Genomic DNA, 19,776 nt, shown 5'->3' with positions numbered 1-19,776 from the left:
TTTCCCGCCGTAGGAAACTTTTCAAGACGAATTTTGAATTTTGAATTTGTTTGCGCCATGCGCTTTTTCTATTAACATCCCGAATTGTTTGACAGCCAAGCTTGTAAATCATCTAAACTCGTGAAATCTAACAGTGCTTCAGCAAGATTTTCTAATTGTTCGAGGGAGAGATTTTCTACCTGTTGACGCACTGGTGGGGGTAATTCTCCTAGTCTACGAGTTAATTGACGCAAAATGAGCGATCGCGCTTCCACTACCCGCCCTTGTTCTCGCCCTTCTTCTTTAATTTCCCTGTAAACTCGTGTTTCCTTCAGTGTAATTCCTAACATCTGTTCTACCTCAACTCTACTTAATTGTTCAAACTTGTAAACCATGATTGTGGTCACTAAGTCAATTATGGCGTGACTTGCGGTTTCAGGTTGTTCAACTGCGGCACGTTCGAGCAAATATCTGGCTTCTTGGGCTGCTTGTGCTTCTTCTACAGTCGTCAACACCATCAATGCTACCCACAAGGATAATTGACGAATATTCCCCAATTCATTCAAATACACTCGATGTACTTGATTACTATTGAACCATCCCCGATACGGATAAATGTCGCTTTGTTCTACACTCCGTGACGGATAAATGATCACTGCTTGCCAATCACTAAATCGGTCACGGTTGCGGTAAAAATATAATGATGATTCTGCGAATAACCTTTCGTACAGTCGTTCATCTTTTTGGAATTGCACCTCACAGAAATATACCACCCCTGGACTTTCGTTTTCTGGTGGAAGAAATACCCCATCAATTTCAAATTTTGCTTCTTTGACGGCTACAGAATCAAATCGATAAGCTTCTGCATTTGTTGGTCTATTTGTCAATAGTTCAAATAGCAGACTAGGAGATTGTTGAAATAGTTGATAAAATATTGAATCTCTACGCATAAAGCATTTTATTAATTCTTAATTTGGCATGAGGCATCAAAGTAAAAAGTAAAAATGTAAAATCTTGTCTTATTTTTATTTTTACTTTTACCTTTTACCTTTTGCCTTTTACCTTGCTTACCTTACACCAAACCCCAACGTTCGAGGATAAAAGCATACTCAAAAGCTAATTCTTTTAAGCTTTCGTAACGTCCAGATGCGCCACTATGTCCAGCATCCATGTTTGTTTTGAGTAAGAGAAGGTTATTGTCGGTTTTAAGTGCGCGTAATTTGGCTGTCCATTTGGCAGGTTCCCAATATTTCACACGGGAATCATTTAAGCCAGCCGTAATCAGCATATCGGGATAATTTTGTGCTTTGACGTTATCATAGGGTGAGTATGATTTCATGTAGTCATAGTAGACGGGATCATTAGGATTTCCCCATTCTTCCCATTCCATTGCTGACAGGGGGAGAGAGGTATCTAATATTGTAGATACGACATCAACAAACGGCACATTAGCAACGACGACTTGAAACAAATCAGGGCGCATATTAATTACTGCTCCCATCAATAAACCGCCAGCACTACCACCAGTAATGGCAAGGCGATCGCTTGCTGTCCAACCTTCATTAATTAAATATTCCGCACAGGCGATAAAATCAGTAAAGGTGTGCTTTTTGTGTAAGAATTTGCCATTTTCATACCACTTGCGCCCCATTTCTTCGCCACCACGAATATGAGCGATCGCAAACACTACACCCCTGTCTAATAATGCTAGTCTATTAGATGAAAAAGATGCTGGGTAAGAAACACCATAAGAACCGTATCCTGTGAGAATCAGGGGATTTCTCCCATCTTTTTGTATTCCCTGTTTGTAAACAATTGATATGGGAACTTGAATACCATCTTCGGCTGTAGCCATTAACCACTCACTTTGATATTGAGTTTGATCATAGCCACCCAGCACTTCTGTTTGCTTTTTCAATTCCCGTTCTTTTGTCTGCATATCGTAATCAAACACCGATGGCGGTGTGATTAACGAAGTGTAATTAAAGCGCAGAATATTAGTATGAAATTCTGGGTTATTACCTTCTGAAAATTCATAAGTTGGTTCAGGAAAGATAATTTTACTTTCCTCACCTGTAGATAATTTTTTTACCCTGGCAGTTTGTAGCCCATCTTGGCGTTCATAAATTACCAAATAATTAGCAAACAAACTAATTCCTGATAACAAAACATCTTCTCGGTGAGGAATTACTGTTTCCCAGTTTTCTTTTGATGGGGCAGCTATAGGAGTCTTGACTAATTTAAAATTAGTAGCTGCTTCATTAGTAATGATGTAGAAGTAATCACTATGATGGTCTACATCGTATTCTATACCGGGCGTGCGTGGGTAAATTATCTGAAAATTACCACAAGGATGATTGGCATCTAAATAGTGAACTTCTGTGGTGATACTGCTCCGCAAAGTCATCAAAATATATGCTTGTGAGCGAGTATTATCAACATATAAAGCATAACCATCATCCGGTTCGTGATAAATTAACACATCTTCAGATGTGGGAGTGCCTAAAGTATGCCTGAATAACTGGTAAGGACGATTAGCAGCATCAATCGTGGTATAAAAACCTGTTTGATTATCGTTAGCCCAACAAAAAGAAAAATAAGTATCCTCTATTCTTTCTGGGTATAACTGCCGGGTATTCAAGTCCAAAAAGTAAAGTGTATATCGCTCAGAACCAGTAGTATCAAATGAATAAGCTAAGATTTGATGATTCGGGCTAATTTCAAAGATACCTAAATCAAAGAAATCATGTCCGGCGGCTAATTCATTTTCATCTAGTAGCACTTCTTCAGGCGCATCTAAACTACCTTTTTTACGGCAATAAATCCGATAAGCTTTTCCCGCTTCAGTACGCGAATAATAATAGTAATTATCTTTACGGTACGGCACTGATAAATCAGTTTCTTTAATGCGAGACAGCATTTCATCATAGAGTTGAGTTTGCAGCGATTCTGTATGCTGCATCATCTCCTTGGTGTAGGCGTTTTCTGCTTCTAGATATGCTATGACTTCGGGATTATCAATGTCGCGCATCCAAAAGTAGTTGTCTATGCGGCGATCGCCATGTAACTCTAAAACTTGGGGGTGTTTTTGTGCAACAGGTGGATAAATATTTGTTTGTAAAACTTGTTCTTTAGTCATTATGTTTGTCACCTTGATCCCATATCAAACAACTAGCCAGCACAAATTTAGGCGCGGCTAGCAATGCCAGCTTGACGCTGTGAGCGTTTTTTCAACCGACACAAGCCAATTGCTGGTACAACTCCGAGAATCATAGCCGTAATTCCTTGTTGACTCCAATACACTAGAGAAGTACGATGTAATTCCGGTATGAAACTTTGTCCCACAGACAGCACCCAAACCGCCATACTAATACACAAAAAAGCAACAGAGGGTAAAAAATTCCACCACCAAGCTTTGACTGTGTAACGTCGCAAAACTAACCATTGACACAACCCAAACCAAATTCCTGACAGAATATATAGAATTGTTGACAACAATCCCAAAGTCAACGCAACTTCAGAAGCTAAACTTTGCTCAAGTGAATTGGCCAGAGTGGAAATATAATTAATCCAAGCAGTAGAGACACTGTGAGCAAGCAGCCAGCCCAGGCTTGTAGCTAGCAGCCATCGCCAAAAAGGAAAGTAACGCCGCACAACTAGAGCTTGATCAGCAGCGAAAAGTACCGCAAAAACAATATTAGCAATCAATCTGATCCAAAAATTCCAAATTTGTGGCTGTGCGGCTAATGTCGCTGGAAGACTTTGCCAAATCACTCTTTCAATCGCAATGCTGGCGATACCACCGGCAACCCAACCGATAACAGTCATCAATGTGAACTGAAAACAGAACATCCGACGTTGAGAACGGGGAATTAATAACTTTCCTGAGTAATATTTACTATCAGCAGATGCAAAACTAGAGGATTTATCAGAGTTGGCTTGCATATTAAGTTAAGTTAAGAAATAAGTTAAGAAATTTGAGCATCAGTTTAGGGTGAGAAGCTAGAGACAAGAAGTGAGGAATGTGTGACTGCTGCTCACAAATTCCCTGGCTAATCTCTGTTTAATGCGGGTTTTCCAGCTAATTAGAGTCAATCAAAGCATGAATATTAAACCTCAAATTTATTTGGTTTCTGCCGCCCTCTGTCCTTTGTTTTGTGGCTGTCTATTGATAAAGCGTAATCCCAGAATGATAAGCTAAACATTGACATAAAAAAGTGACTTAGGATGAAGTGTTAAATGGGTGTTGCGACAACGGCTCCTCTTTTATTGCGGGCTGCTCGTGGTGAAATTGTAGATCGTCCCCCTGTATGGATGATGCGACAAGCGGGACGATATATGAAAGCTTATCGGGATTTAAGGGAGAAATACCCTTCATTTCGCGATCGCTCCGAAATTCCAGAAGTAGCGATTGAAGTCTCCCTACAACCTTGGAAAGCTTTCCAACCCGATGGAGTAATTTTATTTTCCGATATTGTCACCCCTTTACCCGGTTTGGGGATTGAAATGGACATTGCGGAAGGTAAAGGCCCGATCATTCATGCGCCCATTCGCACTCAAGCACAAGTTGACGCGCTGCATACCTTAGAACCAGAAACAGCTCTACCGTTTATCAAAACTATCTTGCAGGCGTTGCGTCAAGAAGTAAGCAACAAATCAACGGTATTGGGCTTTGTGGGCGCGCCTTGGACTTTAGCCGCCTATGCGGTAGAAGGGAAAGGTTCAAAAACCTACTCTGTCATCAAAAATATGGCGTTCTCAGAACCCAAGGTTTTGCATCATCTCCTAGAAAAATTAGCAGATGCGATCGCCATTTATGCCCGTTATCAAATCGATTCCGGGGCGCAGGTAGTACAGATGTTCGATTCTTGGGCAGGACAACTCAGCCCCCAAGATTATGACACCTTTGCTCTACCCTACCAACAACGGGTATTCCAGCAAATCAAAGCCACTCACCCAGACACACCATTGATTTTGTTAGTCACTGGTAGCGCAGGTGTATTAGAACGCATGGCGAAATCCGGTGCTGATGTCGTCACCGTAGACTGGACATTAGACATGGCAGAAGCCAGAGCCAGATTAGGTAAACACGTTAAAGTTCAAGGTAATCTTGACCCAGGCGTATTATACGGCTCAAAAGAATTCATCCGCGATCGCGTCATTGATACCGTTCGCAAAGCTGGTAACTGGGGTCACATTCTTAACCTCGGTCATGGTGTACTACCAGATACCCCAGAAGAAAACGTAGCTTTCTTCTTTGAAACCGCCAAGCAACTCAATGTGCTTGTGTAGTTATTAGTCAATAGTCATTAGTCATTAGTCAATAGCAAACCAGTTAATCAAGTTGTGACCAGAATGTTGACTGGGAACTATTGGCTTTAGACTAGAGACTATTGACTTTTATGTGAGACGGTAAATATTTTTGCCTTGTGCTTGTTTATGACTCAAAAACGTATTTTAGTCACCGGTGCTAGTGGCTGTATCGGTCACTATATCAGTGAAAGCTTAATTAAAGAAACAGATTACGAATTATATTTATTGGTGAGAAACCCCAGTAAACTGCAAGTTGATACTCAGGTGCGCCCTGGTCTTCATGTTTTGCAGGGTGATATGCAAAATATCAGCCAATTAGCTGAATTATTACCAACAATTGATATTGCAGTTCTCACCGCTACAGCTTGGGGTGGTGAACAAACTTTTGATATTAATGTAGTTAAAACATTAGAATTACTCAACTTGTTAGATGCTGACCGTTGTCAACAAGTTATATATTTTTCTACAGCCAGTGTTTTAGACCACCAAAATCAACCACTCAAAGAAGCAGGAGAAATTGGTACAGATTATATCAGGTCAAAATATGAATGTTTACAAAAAATTTCAGGACTAGCGATCGCACCCAAAATTACCACTGTATTTCCCACCTTAGTATTAGGTGGTGATGGCAACAAACCCTATTCACACCTGACATCAGGCATACCCGAAGTCACCAAATATATTAATATAATTCGCTTCTTAAAAGCCGACGGCAGTTTTCACTTTATCCACGGTAAAGACATCGCCAGCGTCGTTAAACATTTAATTATCCATCCTCCCCAACCCAACGCACCCCGCAAATTAGTATTAGGACAAAAACGCTTAACCGCCAACCAAGCCATAGAACAAGTTTGTGCTTATCTCGGCAAAAAGATTTACTTCCGCATCCCCTTATCCATATCCCTAGCCAACGTAATTATTGCCGTCTTTAAAATTCAAATGGCAGCTTGGGATAGATTCTGCATGAACTATCGACATTTTACTTATGACACAGTAGTTAACCCTGAAAGTTTTGAACTACCAAATTACTGTGCAACCATGAGTGATGTCTTAAAAATTAGCGGCGTTAAAAGCCCACAAATATGATTTGATCAAGCAGAGGCGAGACAGTGCATTGGGCTGCTCCACCGACTTAAAGCAACGGGCGTGCAAACACGCAGAGAAAAAGCGGAAAAACTCTCTTAAACTCTTCTTCTCTGTGCCTCTGCGTCTCTGCGTGAGCCTTTCACCCCATATTCCACAACACTACACTCTCGACTGTAAACTCACCTTAGCAGAAGCAGCATTTTTCGGTGTATACCATTGCCAGAAAGTATCACGGTTTTGAAATAAAACCAACGCCGCCACCGCCAGCACAAAATAACCAAAACTCTTTTGTAACCTCGCCGCCGGAATAAACCCAGACAAATATCCACCCAGTATAGTCCCGACACTAGCAGCTAAGATAAACGACAACATCAAACCCCAGTCTAGAGTAACGTGTCCCCAGTAGCCAATAAATCCAGCGATCGCATTCATGGTAATAATTAATAATGATGTGCCAATCGCTGCTTTCATCGGCACTTTACCGAGTAACACTAAGGCGGGTACAATCGCAAACCCCCCACCAACACCCACTAAACCCGTCAACGTACCGACAACTATACCCTCACTCATCAACCACAACCAACAATATTTACAAACAGGTTTCGGATATGGTATAATATCATCTGTTTTTTTAGGGCGTGCGCTACGCTGAATCATCAATAGACTAGCGACCAGCATTAACAGCGCAAACAGTAACATTTGTATAGCATCGGTAATGAATGGTAAAGTGGCTAACTTCGCTCCCAGGAATGCACCTACCATCGTTGCTGAACCGAAAATATAAGCAGTTTTTAACCAGACATTTCCGGCGCGCCAGTGGGGGATTAATCCCAGAATGCTGACTGTACCAATGATGACTAGAGTCATGGCGATCGCATTTTTTGGTGCTACCCCCATGACATACACCAACACAGGTAAAGCTAGCACCGAACCACCGCCACCTAGTAAACCTAAGCTAATACCGATACCAACGGCGAGTAGATGACCGATAATCCAAATCATAATACCAATTCAAAATTCAAAATACCCTACGGGAAGGCTTACGCCTACAAAATTCAAAATGAAGAAATACAGATGACCTCTGGCTTTTCAAGCCAAGCATCTATTTCTTGCTTTTGGAAAATTGGTATAGTTACCCCATGCGTCGGTTATAAGGTAGTTTCGCCAATAACATTCCCATTGCACAGGTATTTGTCACCCCTGCAAACACTAAGCCACCACCAACAAAGCCACTCAAAATTAAAAACCAAGGTGAAACAAACGCACCTAACAAAGTCCCTGTTAACACTAATGAACCTGCAACAATTTGTACTTGTCGCATCATGCTAATTGGCGCACGAGGATTGATTTTAGTGGGGAAACCTGCGGCTTTCCAGGTTGGTAGTCCACCACGCAAATGATACACGTTGTTAAGACCAGCCGCTATCAGTTTATTAGCAGCTTGTCCAGAACGATTACCGGAACGACAATATAAAACTATGGGTTCTCCCTGTGAGGTGATTTGCTGCGGTTGCAAACTGGAGAGAGGAAATAACTTTGCACCGGGGATATGTTCTTCTGCATATTCTGAAGGTTCACGCACATCAATCAGTGAGATGTTGTTATAGTCTAACCACTGTTTAAGTGTGGTTGCGTCAATTTCTGGGAGTTTTGTAGTTTGTGCCATGTTCTTTATTTTGAATCAGAGAATTTTAAATTTTTAGCTTGCTTGACCACAGCGTTGATTAGCTGGTACTGCTTCAACTATCTTTTTCGGATTGGGTAGATTTAAATTCCCCATCAAGGTGATAAAATCAGAGCGATCGCGTCCAACAAAACGTGGATTATATTTTTTCTCCTCGCCTATCGTTGAAACAGTCTGTCCCCGATAATCATGTCCTGGGTAAACCAGTGTGCTATCGGGTAGGGTGAATAAATTTTGGGTGATACAGTCATACAGCGCACCTGCATTACCACTTTGAAAGTCTGTACGTCCACAACCGCGAATCAGTAGGGAATCTCCCGTTAACAAATGGGTTTGATTCACCAAATAAGTCAGATGACTGTCAGTGTGTCCTAAAGTGGCGATCGCTTTAATTTCCACTGAGCCAATTTGCAACACTTCACCATGTTGCATTTTGCGGTCAGCACAAACAGCATCAGCCCCAAAAGGTACAATAGTCTGACATCCTGTTAACTCGCGCAATTTCCCCGAACCTGTGATATGGTCGGCGTGAATGTGGGTTTCTAAACAGTAACCCAATCTCAAACCCAATTCCTTAATTAACTGGCGATCGCGTTCCACTTGTTCCAACACCGGATCAACTAAAACCGCTATCTGACTAGCTTCATCTGCAATTAAATAGGTGTAAGTGCTGGTTTCTGGGTCAAAAAGCTGGCGAAACAACATAGTTTTGACTCCTGGGTAGTCTTCAGTCTAGTTTTGTCTACTCTACTACTATATAGTAATACAATATAACCATGTTACAATACAAAATGTCAACAAAAAAATTATTCAATTTGATTGCACTATGCTGGAACCATCTCCATTGACGCTTTCACCCATTGCAGAGTATTTCAAAGTTTTATCAGAAGTCAGCCGTTTACAAGTCTTGTGTGCGCTGAAAACAGGTGCAAAGAACGTTACAGAAATCATGGAAATTACCCAGCTAAAACAAGCTAATGTTTCCAAGCACCTGCAAATTTTGGCGCAGAAAGGAATTATCAAGCGTCAACCCCAAGGTGTGAGCGTATATTATGAAATAGCCGATCCGATTATTTTTGATTTATGTGATTTAGTGTGTCAGAGTTTAACGGTAAGATTAGAAGAACAGTCACAAACACTCAAACAACTAGAAAATAGTGCATTAGCTTTGAGTGAACGCCGTTAACATAGCCCTCAAAAGATAAAAAACATCAGATGAGCCTTGTAGGGTGCGTCAGACAGTTTAAATGCTGTCAATAAACATATTGTTGACATCTGACGCACCCTACTAATATGCCAGTTGCCTAAGTCCTGTAATAATAGGAAACCCCACCACTTTCCTCTCGTCTCTAACACCTAGCCCCTATTTTGAATGACAAAGTTGCGGTAAACTAAAGCCAATTTAGTGAAAAGTCAGTAAGTAATTATTTTCGTTAAATTGGAATCACTATCACAGCGTGAGGATTGATACGAGATGCGTGTTCTACTGGTGTATCCAATATTTCCCAAAACTTTTTGGTCATACGAGAAAATTTTGGCTTTAGTTGATCGCAAAGTGCTGTTACCACCATTGGGTTTAGTGACAGTAGCAGCGATTTTACCCCAAGAATGGGAATTTAAGCTGGTGGATCGCAACATTCGTCCAGCCACAGAAGAAGAATGGGCTTGGGCGGATATCGTGATTTTCTCCGCGATGATAGTCCAAAAACAAGACTTACTAGAGCAAATCCAAGAAGCTAAACGTCGTGGTAAATTAGTAGCTGTCGGTGGCCCTTATCCCACATCTACACCCCATGAAGTCCAAAACGTGGGCGCAGATTTCCTAATTTTAGATGAAGGGGAAATCACCCTACCAATGTTTGTGGAAGCGGTGCAACGGGGCGAAACCTCTGGTACATTCCGCACCGCAGAAAAACCAGATGTCACAACTACACCCATCCCCCGGTTTGACTTATTAGAATTTGATGCGTATGACATGATGTCGGTGCAGTTTTCCCGTGGTTGTCCCTTCCAGTGTGAATTCTGCGACATCATTGTATTGTATGGACGCAAACCCCGCACCAAAACCCCAGCCCAACTATTAGCCGAGTTAGATTACCTATATGAATTAGGTTGGCGACGGGGTGTATTCATGGTTGACGACAACTTTATCGGTAACAAGCGCAACGTGAAGCTGTTGCTGAAAGAGTTAAAAGTCTGGATGGCAGAACATCAGTATCCATTTAAGTTTGATACCGAGGCTTCCGTAGATTTAGCCCAAGACCAAGAACTGCTAGATTTAATGGTAGAGTCTGGTTTCTCCGCCGTATTCTTAGGAATTGAAACACCAGACGAGGATAGCTTGGAACTAACGAAGAAATTCCAAAATACTCGTAGTTCCTTAACTGACGCAGTGCAAACCATCATTAAAGCTGGGTTGCGCCCGATGGCTGGGTTTATTATTGGGTTTGATGGAGAAAAAGCCGGTGCAGGCGATCGCATCGTCAGATTTGCCGAACAAGCTGGAATTCCCTCCACCACCTTCGCCATGTTGCAAGCCTTACCCAACACAGCATTATGGCATCGACTGAAGAAAGAAGGAAGACTACGGGAAAATCAAGACGGTAACATCAACCAAACCACCTTGATGAATTTTATCCCCACCCGTTCCTTAGAAGATATCGCCAGAGAGTACATCGAAGCTTTCTGTACTTTATATGATCCTGTGAAATATTTAGATCGCACCTATCGGTGTTTCCTGATGTTAGGTGCGCCCCGTTACAAAACACCCTTTAAAATGCCAGAGTTAATAGTAATTAAAGCCTTACTGACAGTAATTTGGCGACAAGGAATCAAACGGGAAACACGCTGGAAATTCTGGCATCACTTATTTAGCATTATCAAGCATAACCCTGGAGTTGCGGAACATTATCTAGCAGTTTGCGCCCATAACGAGCATTTTCTAGAATACCGCCAAATCGTCCGCGACCAAATCGAAAAACAACTCGCAGAATACTTAGCCCAAGGTGCAGAGAAACCCTATGTACCAGTAGAGAAAACAGCCGAACCCATAGCTAGTTAAGTTTGTCAGGTGCGTCAGACGGCTTAAACGCTGTCAATCAACAGATTTTTGCTATCTGACGCACCCTACTGATATACCTAAACCCCTACCTACTCCCCACTCCCTTGATTGATAACAAAACATAGCAGATTACAACCGAATATAATCCAGATTCATCTGCGTCTATCTGCGTTTATCTGCGTTCAATTTTTTCCTATCCTCATCCCTAACCCCAGTGATTTCTGCGACTAATTCCGATGCTTGTCTCATCAAAGAAATATCAATATTAACTTGAAAATTTTCCCGTTGAATTGCCATCACCACCTTTTCTAAATCTGCATTTCCTTTCCTTGCACCCAAACCATTAATTGCACACTCAACTTGTCTCACACCACAATTTAAAGCCATCAGCGAATTTTCTACCGCCATCCCCAAATCATCATGACAGTGAACGGAAACAATAGCTTGCTCAATATTAGGGACTCGCTGAAAAATCATCTCTAAAAGTTGTGAAAATTCTGCTGGTGAGGATAAACCTAAAGTATCGGGTATACTAATAGTAGTCGCGCCGCTTTTGATTGCTGTTTCAATAGCTTTGCATAAAAAATCTGCATCACTTCTGGGAGCATCAAAAGCACTCCATTCCACATCATCAGTATAATTGCGTGACAAGGAAATACTATTTTTAATTATTTCTAAAGTTTCTGATTCTCGCAATTGAGAAGAATGCTTTAAATTGACAGGTGTATAAGTATGAATTCTGCTTTTTTTAGCTGGTTTTAGTGCTTCTGCCAGAGTGATGATTTCATTGGTATTTGCATTAGCTAAACCACAAATAGTAGACTTTTTAATGATTTTAGCAATATGAAATACTTCATCAAAATCCTTCGGTAGTTTCGCCGGATAACCTACTTCTATAATATCTACTCCCATTTGTTCGAGTAATTGGGAGATAGCAATTTTTTGTGTTAAATTCATCTGCACACCAGGCGTAAGTTCTCCATCACGCATGGTAGTATCAAAGATTATGACTTTATTCATTTAATATTTAATTAATTTTTTAGGGTATTTTAGCTAATACTCATTTTATGTAAAATAGGGGTTTAGCATTGCTAAACCCTTACACTAGATATTAGGCGGGGTTAAATTCCAACGCTACACCGTTCATACAATAACGTTGTCCTGTGGGTGCGGGGCCGTCTTCAAAAACGTGACCCAAATGCCCACCACAACGGCTACAATGTACCTCAGTTCTGGTCATAAAGAAAGACCTATCTACGGTAGTAGCAATTGCGCCTTCAATGGGGGCGAAAAAGCTAGGCCAGCCAGTACCACTGTTAAATTTGGTATCAGATGTAAATAGGGGTTGTCCACAACCAGCACAGACATAAGTACCCTCAGCATAGTTCTTGTCGAGTGGGCTGGTAAAAGCGCGTTCAGTACCGTGTTGACGCAAGACTTTAAATTGTTCTGGTGTTAAAATGCTGCGCCATTCTGCGTCAGTTTTGGTAATTTCAAAATTAGTATTAGAAGTTGCCATGATGTTTGACCTTTGTAAAATGTAAGGTGATAACAAAGCTGTGCTAACTAATGCAGCACCAGATTGTAAAAACTCACGTTTGTGCATATATCTATTATTTTGTATTTTTACCTAACTAAGCAAGAAATTTATGGCGTAATTTCACTACCATGAAGATTAATCCGCTTGGCGGTGGGAAATTATTGACGGAGGAAGCGGAGAAAGCCGAGGAAGCAGGGGAAGCAAAGGAGAAAAACTAATGACTAATGACTAATGACTAATGACTAATGACTAATGACTAATGACTAATAACTAATGACTAATCACTTAATAAAGCTGCCATTCTTTGTAATTTTCTGCCTACTTCTTCCATTGTATAAAAGAAGGTAAAAAACCGCAGCAACTCATCCATTTTATCATCGGTTTGTTTAGTTGCTTGTAGTTGATTTAATTCTCTGGTTGCATGAGCCAGTGCAATTTCTATTTCTGGTAAAGATATCTGCGAGTGTGTAGATTTAACAGCTATTGCTAAGGTGAGCATAGCATTTTGAGTTTCTTGTGCGAGTTCGCTAATTTGGGGTGATAGCATTTGCCAGAAGGTATCTTGATGTCGAGCTAATACGGTATGTTCCATAGCTAAAATGTGTTCCCAAATGCGGCGCATGAGAAATTCCCAAGCTTGATTGATTCGTGTTTCTGGTGGTTCGCTGGTTTGCCCGTGTCTGACTTCTTGCCAGAGTTCCTTGCCTGTGCGGAGGGAAGTGATAATATTAGCTTTTAACTCATTAGCAGCAGGGCGATCATAGATGCCTGTAAACGCACAGTGGACAACTAAGCTGTACAATTGTTGCAAATTGATCAGTGTTTGAGATAAGCAACGCCGGAGTTCTTTACCTGCACGGGCGGGAAAAATTAAATTATTTACCAGTACGGCGACACTAATACCCAAAAGTGTGTCTAGAAATCTGTGCCAAGCATATAACCAAGGTGAGTGATTGTAGCTCAAAATCACAATTGCGGAAACGTATCCTGCTAACTTGGCGGCTTCATGATATTTCCAATGGGAAGCTAGAAAGATTGTGATAAATACACATATTCCCAGTGACCAGAAATTACTGCCTAATATAACAGTAAATGCTGCACCTGCGATCGCACCAATCACTGTCCCGATTAATCGCTGAATGCCTAGCTTGAGAGTGCTACCGTGGGTAGATGACATGACGATAATCGCCGCTATCACTGCGTAAAACGGGTAATGGGATTGCAAACTCTGGGAAATTACTAAGGAGATGGCTGAGGCTATAGCCATTTTCAGAGCCATTTTGCCTTGCAAAATCAATGATAACCCTTGGGGAGTACCTGCCCAAGTTGTAACTTTCGAGAACAGTCTGTCAAAATGCGATCGCCAGCGACTGTTTACAGAACTCACCACCGTTGGAGGGTTATCTGTATGTTTTACCATGCCTGTTAGAAGAATAATATCTGATTTGTCTGAAATTTAGCGCAAATTGGGGATTGGAGATGAGGAAATGGTAAGAATTGGCCATGGAAATTTTCTAGCAGAAGGCAGGAGGCTCTTGAAACAGAAGTTATTCCATGTGATCGCGTTGCCGTAATTGCCACTACTCCCCTGACAGATAACGCAATTTGGACACCAATTCAACCGGGAGAATTGCTAGTATTTCAGGATGGGTTGCCTAAAAAATATTGATCACAACTATTTGGTTAAGACGCAAAAAATGTTATTCTCTATGTGGCTTGTTGCAGGATTTTCTATACTGGTGAAGTAATTCACAAGCGAACGCAAAACCATTTTTTTCAGATAAGAGACAGCAAATCATTAACCTTGGAATGGCTTGAAGCCTATGCCGAAAAAACGCCAATCGACGATTCTCATTGTTGATGATTTACAAATTAATCAGGAAAAGTATCAGTCTTATCTGAATGCTGATGAGAACATTTATTATACAATAATAACAGCAAAATCGGTCAAAGAAGTTTTTGATTTGTTTCGTGTTCCGGCTAACCAGCAGCAGAGTAGCAGAATCGACAGCATTATCCTGAAATCTTACCTCAATCAGCAAGAGGGCTTAGAAATTTTACAAAAGCTCAAATCCCAACTGGGAGAAATCTGTCCTCCTGTGGTGATGATTGGTGGCGAAAATACCGCCTTAGCAGTGCGCGCCATCAAAGCGGGAGCAGAAGATTATTTAGTGCAAGCACAACTGACACCAGAACAGTTACGCAGCACGATCAAGAGTGCGATTGAGAAGAGCAAACAGTCTGAGCAACTGTATTCAAGTCAACAGCGATTCCGAGCAATTTTTGATGCCACTTTTCAATTTATCGGACTACTCACCGTTGATGGCATTGTCATAGAAGTTAATCAAACAGCACTGGATTTTGGTGGCTTAACGCTGGCAGATGTGATTAATCGCCCGGTGTGGGAAACAAGATGGTGGACGATTTCACCGCAAACGCAAGCACGACTAAAGACAGCGATCGCGCAAGCTGCTAGAGGGGAATTTGTTAGGTATGAAGTCGAGATATTGGGAACAAACGATGGACTACACCCCACCGCAGGCGATCGCATCATCACCATAGATTTTTCCCTCAAACCTGTACTTAATCAATCAGGGCAAGTCAGCCTGTTAATTGCCGAAGGACGCGATATTAGTGAACTGGTGCAAATCAGAACAGAACACCAACAGCTACAAGCTGAATTGCAAAAGACAAACCAAGAATTAGAGCAACGGGTAGCACAACGTACTGCTCAATTACAACAAGCTCATGCCGCCTTAGCTCAAAGAGAAGCCACACTCAGGAGTTACTACGACAACGTGCCGATGCTCATGGGAGTTGTGGAATTAACAGAAAATGATATTCTTCACATTTACGATAACATCGCCACCTGCCGTTTTTTTGGCAATGAACCAGGTAGTACAATTGGTAAACTAGCCAGCGAACTAGGTGCGCCACCAGCTATTATTCAAAAATGGCTGACTCATTACCGGGAATCTCAACTGCAAGGTAAACCAGTGCAATTCGAGTATGTTCACGACGATAGGCAAAAGAAACCGCAATGGTTAGCAGTCACAGTCTTCCCGATTAATTCTCCCCTGTTTGAGCGTCCTCGATTTTGCTATGTAGCAACAGATATTACAGACCGTAAACAAACAGAAACAGCTTTGCGACAAAGTGAAGAACAGCTACAGCAACAACTCATTGAGATTGAATCAATTTACCAATCTGCCCCCATAGGACTGAGTGTTTTAGACACAGACTTGCGCTTTGTACGGATTAACAAACGATTAGCAGAAATTAATGGATTGTCTGTAGAGGAGCATATCGGCCGCACAGTCCGCGAGTTACTACCACATTTAGCCAATGAAGCCGAGCCATTGTTACGGCAGGTACTGGCAGGGGAAGCACGGCTAAATGTAGAAATCTCTGGGGAAACTCCGGCTCAACCTGGTGTCCAGCGCACCTGGCTAGAGCAGTTTTTACCTTTAAAGAATGGCAACCAAATTATTGGCATCAGTATTGTTTGTGAGGAAATCACTGAGCGTAAGCAGCGTGAGGCAGAATTAAGACAAGTGCTACAAAAGCTGAACTTCCATGTAGAAAATTCGCCGCTAGCAGTAATTGAGTGGGATCAAGAATTTCGGGTGTCCCGTTGGTCAAAAGCCGCCGAACGCATTTTTGGCTGGCAATTAGAGGAAGTATTGGGCAAGCGATTTGATGAATGGGATTTCGTTTTTGAGGAAGATGCCGCAGGAATGACAACTGTAGCCACACGATTGGCTGAAGGCATAGAATCACAAGTAGTTATCCAGAACCGCAACTACACTAAAGCCGGGAGTGTGATTGATTGTCAGTGGTATAACTCCGCCTTAATGGATGAGTCTGGTAACTTGGTTTCAGTGCTGTCGCTGGTTTTAGATGTGAGCGATCGCCTACGCATGGAAGCAGAACGTGAGCGGCTATTACAACAAGAACAAGCCGCCCGTGAGCAAGCCGAAGCCTCGAACCGGATTAAAGATGAATTTCTCGCCGTTCTCTCCCACGAACTTCGTACCCCACTTAACCCCATCCTCGGTTGGATTAAACTACTCAGAACTGGCAGATTAAACGCCCAAAAGCAAGAAGAAGCCTTAGAAATTATTGAGCGCAATGCTCAATTACAGGCGCGTCTGATTGAAGACTTACTTGATGTATCTCGGATTCTCCAGGGCAAAATCAACCTGAATATTTCCACAGTCAATCTTGCTGCCACCATTTCCAATGCCACAGAAGCACTGCGTTTAGCATCAGAAAACAAAAAAATTCAGATTCAAAGCATTATTCAGACAAACTCTGTACAAGTAGCCGGTGATCCAGCCCGCTTACAACAAATTACCTGGAATTTGCTCTCTAATGCTGTGAAATTTACGCCTCCAGGCGGACAAGTAGTAGTCAGACTAGAGCAGATAGAAGATTATGCTCAAATCAGCATCCGTGATACAGGCAAAGGCATCAGTCCCGATTTTTTACCATACATATTTAATTACTTCCGTCAAGAAGATAGTAGTATTACCAGAAAATTCGGTGGTTTAGGATTAGGATTGGCAATTGTCCGACACTTAGTAGAATTACACGGTGGCACAATTGCAGCTGATAGCCCTGGTATTGGGCAAGGTGCTACTTTCACCGTGAGATTACCAACAACCATTCCTAATTCTGATACTCCACAGCACCATCAAAAGCCAGATATCTCGTTCGACTTCAACGGCATTAAAGTTTTAGTAGTAGATGACGACGCGGACACGCGGGATTTTGTCACCTTTGTGCTGCAAATGTATCAAGCAGAAGTAATTACAGTATCATCTGCATTAGAAGCCCTGCAAGTCCTAGCACAATCCCAACTCAATATTTTAGTTAGCGATATTGGAATGCCCTACATGGATGGCTATGAACTGTTACGCCAAGTCAGGACGAAAACCCCAGATATTAATCGACAAATTCCCGCGATCGCCTTGACTGCTTACGCAGGAGAATTTGACAAGCAACAAGCCTTAGCGGCAGGGTTTCAAATGCACATAGCCAAACCCATCGAACCAGATACTTTAGCCTCTGCCGTTGCTAGCCTTGTGGACAACGATAGCATTTATTATTGACACTCCTCGTCCTAAAGTCCGAGGATTCTTGGTTCATTGACACACCTTAAAACTAGAAGGAATCAGGCTCGCTAATTCGACTCCCTCACCAAATAACCCTACCCAAAGGTGGTATTACTTAGCTATGGCAACTAGCCCCAGTGGGCTTATCTCCCCAAGCGTTTAGGTACTTTACCGAGAGTGCCTTAAAATCTGTTCCTCTCTTTTCCCCACGTTCCTGTATGCCCTACAGTACGCTGTTTCTGGCAACGCCAATTATTGAACTTTACTGGTATCGGCACTCTTGAGAGTCCATGCGTTTTATTGAAGTATGCACGCTCCTCACGTACTAGCATCGCTTTACGTCGTAGGTTTGTGGCAGTACCGACGGATTCCTGCCTGTGCTAGACTACTTCTATAGTGTAGCACAAATACTGCCACAATGCCGAGAGAAAAAACTTTAAGAGTACGACTTTCCGAAGAAGAACTTGAAAGATTGAAAAACTATGCCGATGATACTAATAGGATGGTTTCAGAAGTTATTCGGGACTATATCAAAAAACTCCCTAAAAAGCCGTGCTAGAAGCACGGGGCTTGTATCCCATTATTTTGGTCAGGAATAGGGAACAGGGAACAGTCTTGTAGGGTGCGTCAGACTGTTTAAATGCTATCAATAAACGTATTGTCGATATCTGACGCACCCTACATTTTGGATATTTTTTTATCTGGATGTCCCTAATATGCCAGTTGCGTAAGTCATGAAACAATCAAAGCCACCGCGAAATATTTAACCCAAAATTTCTGCTTGTTTTCCGGAATTGCTAAAAATGCAGTGGTATTACTTATTAACAAAGCAAAGTACAGCGATTTATACAGAAACTTTATAATGAACCTCTTGGGGAATATATCCCCTTTACAGAATCAAAAGCCCAGTTGTTAAGACTGGGCTTTTGTCTGCGATATCTCCCCCTGGTAGCAAACAACAGACTCACATTTTTGAGTAAAGTTAACAGTAGGCTATCTTAAAGGCGGGTATGACTTTTGTAAGAGATGAAGATTTGGTATTAGTTGCTGGTGCGACTGGTGGAGTCGGACAACTGGTAGTAGCAAAGCTGTTAGAGAAGAATGTCAGAGTTCGCATCTTGACACGCAACGCCCAAAAAGCGGCAAAGATGTTTGATAACAAAGTGGAAATTGCTGTCGGCGACATCCGCGAACCCAGCACACTCACCACCGCATTAGAAAATATCACCCACATCATCTGTTGTACTGGAACTACAGCTTTCCCTTCTGCCAGATGGGAGTTTGACTCCCAGCTTAACTTATTTGACTGGCCGAAGATTTTTTTAGATGAGGACTTCAGAGAAGCCAAGGCAAAAAATACCCCGACAAAAGTCGATGCTGAAGGTGTGAGTAACTTAGTCAACACCGCCCCCCGCAGTCTCAAAAGGTTTGTTTTTGTCTCATCTGTGGGAATTCTCCGTAAACATCAGCCACCTTTTAGTATTCTCAATGCCTTTGGTGTCTTGGATGCGAAACAAAAAGGAGAAGAAGCAATTGTCACTTCAGGATTACCTTACACTATCATTCGTCCGGGACGCTTGATTGATGGCCCTTATACTTCCTATGATTTGAATACTCTCTTAAAAGCTACCACAGACAGTAAATTAGATGTAGTCATCGCTAAAGGTGACACCCTGGGCGGTGATGCTAGTAGAATTGATGTTGCTGCCGCTTGTGTAGAATCGATTTTTTATCCTACTACTCAAGGACAAGTTTTTGAATTAGTCAATAAGGGAACTAGACCCCCGGTAATTGACTGGGAAAAACTGTTTTCTCAGTTATAGTTGAGGTGAGTTTGTAGTGAGGACTTCAGTCCTCAAAACCGGACTAAAGTCCTGACTACGAACCTATTTTATCTATTATTTTCTCAGTTATAATGTGGGTTAGTTTGTAGTGAGGACTTCAGTCCTCAAAACCGGACTAAAGTCCTGACTACGAACCTATTTAATCTATTATG

Annotated in this window: 16 protein-coding genes and 1 pseudogene; 8 read left to right on the top strand and 9 right to left on the bottom strand. The window is 41.9% G+C overall.

Annotation, left to right across the window (positions count from 1 at the left end; translation table 11 throughout):
- Positions 1–71 precede the first annotated feature (71 nt).
- The 3 genes from A3775_RS18165 to A3775_RS18155 form a co-directional block, all read right to left on the bottom strand.
- Positions 72–929 carry an Rpn family recombination-promoting nuclease/putative transposase gene (locus A3775_RS18165; protein WP_066426137.1) on the bottom strand — a complete coding sequence of 286 codons (858 nt, stop codon included), beginning with the start codon at positions 927–929 and terminating at the stop codon, positions 72–74.
- A 122-nt stretch (positions 930–1,051) separates the two neighbouring features.
- Positions 1,052–3,118, bottom strand: coding sequence for a S9 family peptidase (locus A3775_RS18160; RefSeq protein WP_066380429.1), 2,067 nt, complete (start codon positions 3,116–3,118; stop codon positions 1,052–1,054).
- 47 nt (positions 3,119–3,165) lie between these two features.
- Entirely contained in the window at positions 3,166–3,924 is a 759-nt protein-coding gene (locus A3775_RS18155; RefSeq protein WP_066380436.1) for a hypothetical protein, read from the bottom strand.
- Positions 3,925–4,218: 294 nt separating this feature from the next.
- On the opposite strand from A3775_RS18155, the gene hemE reads away from it, so the two are divergent.
- Both hemE and A3775_RS18145 read left to right on the top strand, forming a co-directional pair.
- Positions 4,219–5,271: a uroporphyrinogen decarboxylase gene (gene hemE, locus A3775_RS18150; RefSeq protein WP_066380438.1), complete on the top strand. Its 1,053-nt coding sequence runs from the start codon at positions 4,219–4,221 to the stop codon at positions 5,269–5,271.
- A 147-nt stretch (positions 5,272–5,418) separates the two neighbouring features.
- The gene (locus tag A3775_RS18145) at positions 5,419–6,378 is read left to right on the top strand and encodes an NAD(P)-dependent oxidoreductase (RefSeq protein ID WP_066380440.1); all 960 of its coding nucleotides are present in this window, start codon (positions 5,419–5,421) and stop codon (positions 6,376–6,378) included.
- A gap of 159 nt (positions 6,379–6,537) precedes the next feature.
- Here A3775_RS18145 and A3775_RS18140 read toward each other — a convergent pair whose 3' ends face one another.
- From A3775_RS18140 to A3775_RS18130, 3 genes are all read right to left on the bottom strand, one after another.
- Complete coding sequence (locus tag A3775_RS18140; protein WP_066426135.1) at positions 6,538–7,380, bottom strand: sulfite exporter TauE/SafE family protein; 843 nt, start codon at positions 7,378–7,380, stop codon at positions 6,538–6,540.
- A 130-nt stretch (positions 7,381–7,510) separates the two neighbouring features.
- Positions 7,511–8,044, bottom strand: coding sequence for a rhodanese-like domain-containing protein (locus A3775_RS18135; RefSeq protein WP_066380444.1), 534 nt, complete (start codon positions 8,042–8,044; stop codon positions 7,511–7,513).
- Positions 8,045–8,077: 33 nt separating this feature from the next.
- The gene (locus A3775_RS18130) at positions 8,078–8,767 is read right to left on the bottom strand and encodes an MBL fold metallo-hydrolase (protein ID WP_066426131.1); all 690 of its coding nucleotides are present in this window, start codon (positions 8,765–8,767) and stop codon (positions 8,078–8,080) included.
- Positions 8,768–8,888: 121 nt separating this feature from the next.
- Here A3775_RS18130 and A3775_RS18125 point away from each other — a divergent pair, with 121 nt between their 5' ends.
- Both A3775_RS18125 and A3775_RS18120 read left to right on the top strand, forming a co-directional pair.
- Positions 8,889–9,248: a helix-turn-helix transcriptional regulator gene (locus A3775_RS18125; protein WP_066380448.1), complete on the top strand. Its 360-nt coding sequence runs from the start codon at positions 8,889–8,891 to the stop codon at positions 9,246–9,248.
- A 288-nt stretch (positions 9,249–9,536) separates the two neighbouring features.
- The gene (locus tag A3775_RS18120) at positions 9,537–11,123 is read left to right on the top strand and encodes a B12-binding domain-containing radical SAM protein (RefSeq protein ID WP_066380450.1); all 1,587 of its coding nucleotides are present in this window, start codon (positions 9,537–9,539) and stop codon (positions 11,121–11,123) included.
- A 162-nt stretch (positions 11,124–11,285) separates the two neighbouring features.
- On the opposite strand, the gene A3775_RS18115 is transcribed toward A3775_RS18120, so the two are convergent.
- The 3 genes from A3775_RS18115 to A3775_RS18105 all read right to left on the bottom strand — a co-directional run bounded on the left by A3775_RS18115 (position 11,286) and on the right by A3775_RS18105 (position 14,083).
- Complete coding sequence (locus A3775_RS18115) at positions 11,286–12,143, bottom strand: 2-isopropylmalate synthase (protein ID WP_066426130.1); 858 nt, start codon at positions 12,141–12,143, stop codon at positions 11,286–11,288.
- Positions 12,144–12,234: 91 nt separating this feature from the next.
- Entirely contained in the window at positions 12,235–12,729 is a 495-nt protein-coding gene (gene msrB / locus A3775_RS18110; RefSeq protein WP_066426128.1) for a peptide-methionine (R)-S-oxide reductase MsrB, read from the bottom strand.
- Between the two features lie 211 nt (positions 12,730–12,940).
- Positions 12,941–14,083 carry an aromatic acid exporter family protein gene (locus A3775_RS18105; protein WP_066380461.1) on the bottom strand — a complete coding sequence of 381 codons (1,143 nt, stop codon included), beginning with the start codon at positions 14,081–14,083 and terminating at the stop codon, positions 12,941–12,943.
- A 126-nt stretch (positions 14,084–14,209) separates the two neighbouring features.
- Here A3775_RS18105 and A3775_RS23805 point away from each other — a divergent pair.
- From A3775_RS23805 to A3775_RS18095, 4 genes and pseudogenes are all read left to right on the top strand, one after another.
- Positions 14,210–14,332 (top strand): annotated as a pseudogene (locus tag A3775_RS23805) (class II glutamine amidotransferase); the annotation flags it as partial.
- 154 nt (positions 14,333–14,486) lie between these two features.
- Positions 14,487–17,777 (top strand): PAS domain-containing protein, encoded by a 3,291-nt coding sequence (locus tag A3775_RS18100; RefSeq protein WP_066426127.1) that lies wholly within the window; start codon positions 14,487–14,489, stop codon positions 17,775–17,777.
- Positions 17,778–18,198: 421 nt separating this feature from the next.
- Positions 18,199–18,339: a ribbon-helix-helix protein, CopG family gene (locus A3775_RS25425; RefSeq protein ID WP_156481671.1), complete on the top strand. Its 141-nt coding sequence runs from the start codon at positions 18,199–18,201 to the stop codon at positions 18,337–18,339.
- A 451-nt stretch (positions 18,340–18,790) separates the two neighbouring features.
- Complete coding sequence (locus A3775_RS18095) at positions 18,791–19,603, top strand: SDR family oxidoreductase (RefSeq protein WP_066426125.1); 813 nt, start codon at positions 18,791–18,793, stop codon at positions 19,601–19,603.
- The last annotated feature ends 173 nt before the right edge of the window (positions 19,604–19,776 follow it).

The sequence above is a fragment of the Anabaena sp. 4-3 genome (genome assembly GCF_001597745.1).
Lineage (GTDB): Bacteria > Cyanobacteriota > Cyanobacteriia > Cyanobacteriales > Nostocaceae > Trichormus.
This window is presented reverse-complemented; position numbering and strand designations above follow the sequence as displayed.

Coding starts and splice junctions, on each gene's coding strand:
- A3775_RS25425 (WP_156481671.1), top strand. CDS start 18,199: ATGCCGAGAGAAAAAACTTTAAGAGTACGACTTTCCGAAGAAGAACTT.
- A3775_RS18105 (WP_066380461.1), bottom strand. CDS start 14,083: ATGGTAAAACATACAGATAACCCTCCAACGGTGGTGAGTTCTGTAAAC.
- hemE (WP_066380438.1), top strand. CDS start 4,219: ATGGGTGTTGCGACAACGGCTCCTCTTTTATTGCGGGCTGCTCGTGGT.
- A3775_RS18135 (WP_066380444.1), bottom strand. CDS start 8,044: ATGGCACAAACTACAAAACTCCCAGAAATTGACGCAACCACACTTAAA.
- A3775_RS18160 (WP_066380429.1), bottom strand. CDS start 3,118: ATGACTAAAGAACAAGTTTTACAAACAAATATTTATCCACCTGTTGCA.
- A3775_RS18155 (WP_066380436.1), bottom strand. CDS start 3,924: ATGCAAGCCAACTCTGATAAATCCTCTAGTTTTGCATCTGCTGATAGT.
- A3775_RS18145 (WP_066380440.1), top strand. CDS start 5,419: ATGACTCAAAAACGTATTTTAGTCACCGGTGCTAGTGGCTGTATCGGT.
- A3775_RS18165 (WP_066426137.1), bottom strand. CDS start 929: ATGCGTAGAGATTCAATATTTTATCAACTATTTCAACAATCTCCTAGT.
- A3775_RS18140 (WP_066426135.1), bottom strand. CDS start 7,380: ATGATTTGGATTATCGGTCATCTACTCGCCGTTGGTATCGGTATTAGC.
- A3775_RS18130 (WP_066426131.1), bottom strand. CDS start 8,767: ATGTTGTTTCGCCAGCTTTTTGACCCAGAAACCAGCACTTACACCTAT.
- A3775_RS18095 (WP_066426125.1), top strand. CDS start 18,791: ATGACTTTTGTAAGAGATGAAGATTTGGTATTAGTTGCTGGTGCGACT.
- A3775_RS18115 (WP_066426130.1), bottom strand. CDS start 12,143: ATGAATAAAGTCATAATCTTTGATACTACCATGCGTGATGGAGAACTT.
- A3775_RS18125 (WP_066380448.1), top strand. CDS start 8,889: ATGCTGGAACCATCTCCATTGACGCTTTCACCCATTGCAGAGTATTTC.
- A3775_RS18120 (WP_066380450.1), top strand. CDS start 9,537: ATGCGTGTTCTACTGGTGTATCCAATATTTCCCAAAACTTTTTGGTCA.
- A3775_RS18100 (WP_066426127.1), top strand. CDS start 14,487: ATGCCGAAAAAACGCCAATCGACGATTCTCATTGTTGATGATTTACAA.
- msrB (WP_066426128.1), bottom strand. CDS start 12,729: ATGCACAAACGTGAGTTTTTACAATCTGGTGCTGCATTAGTTAGCACA.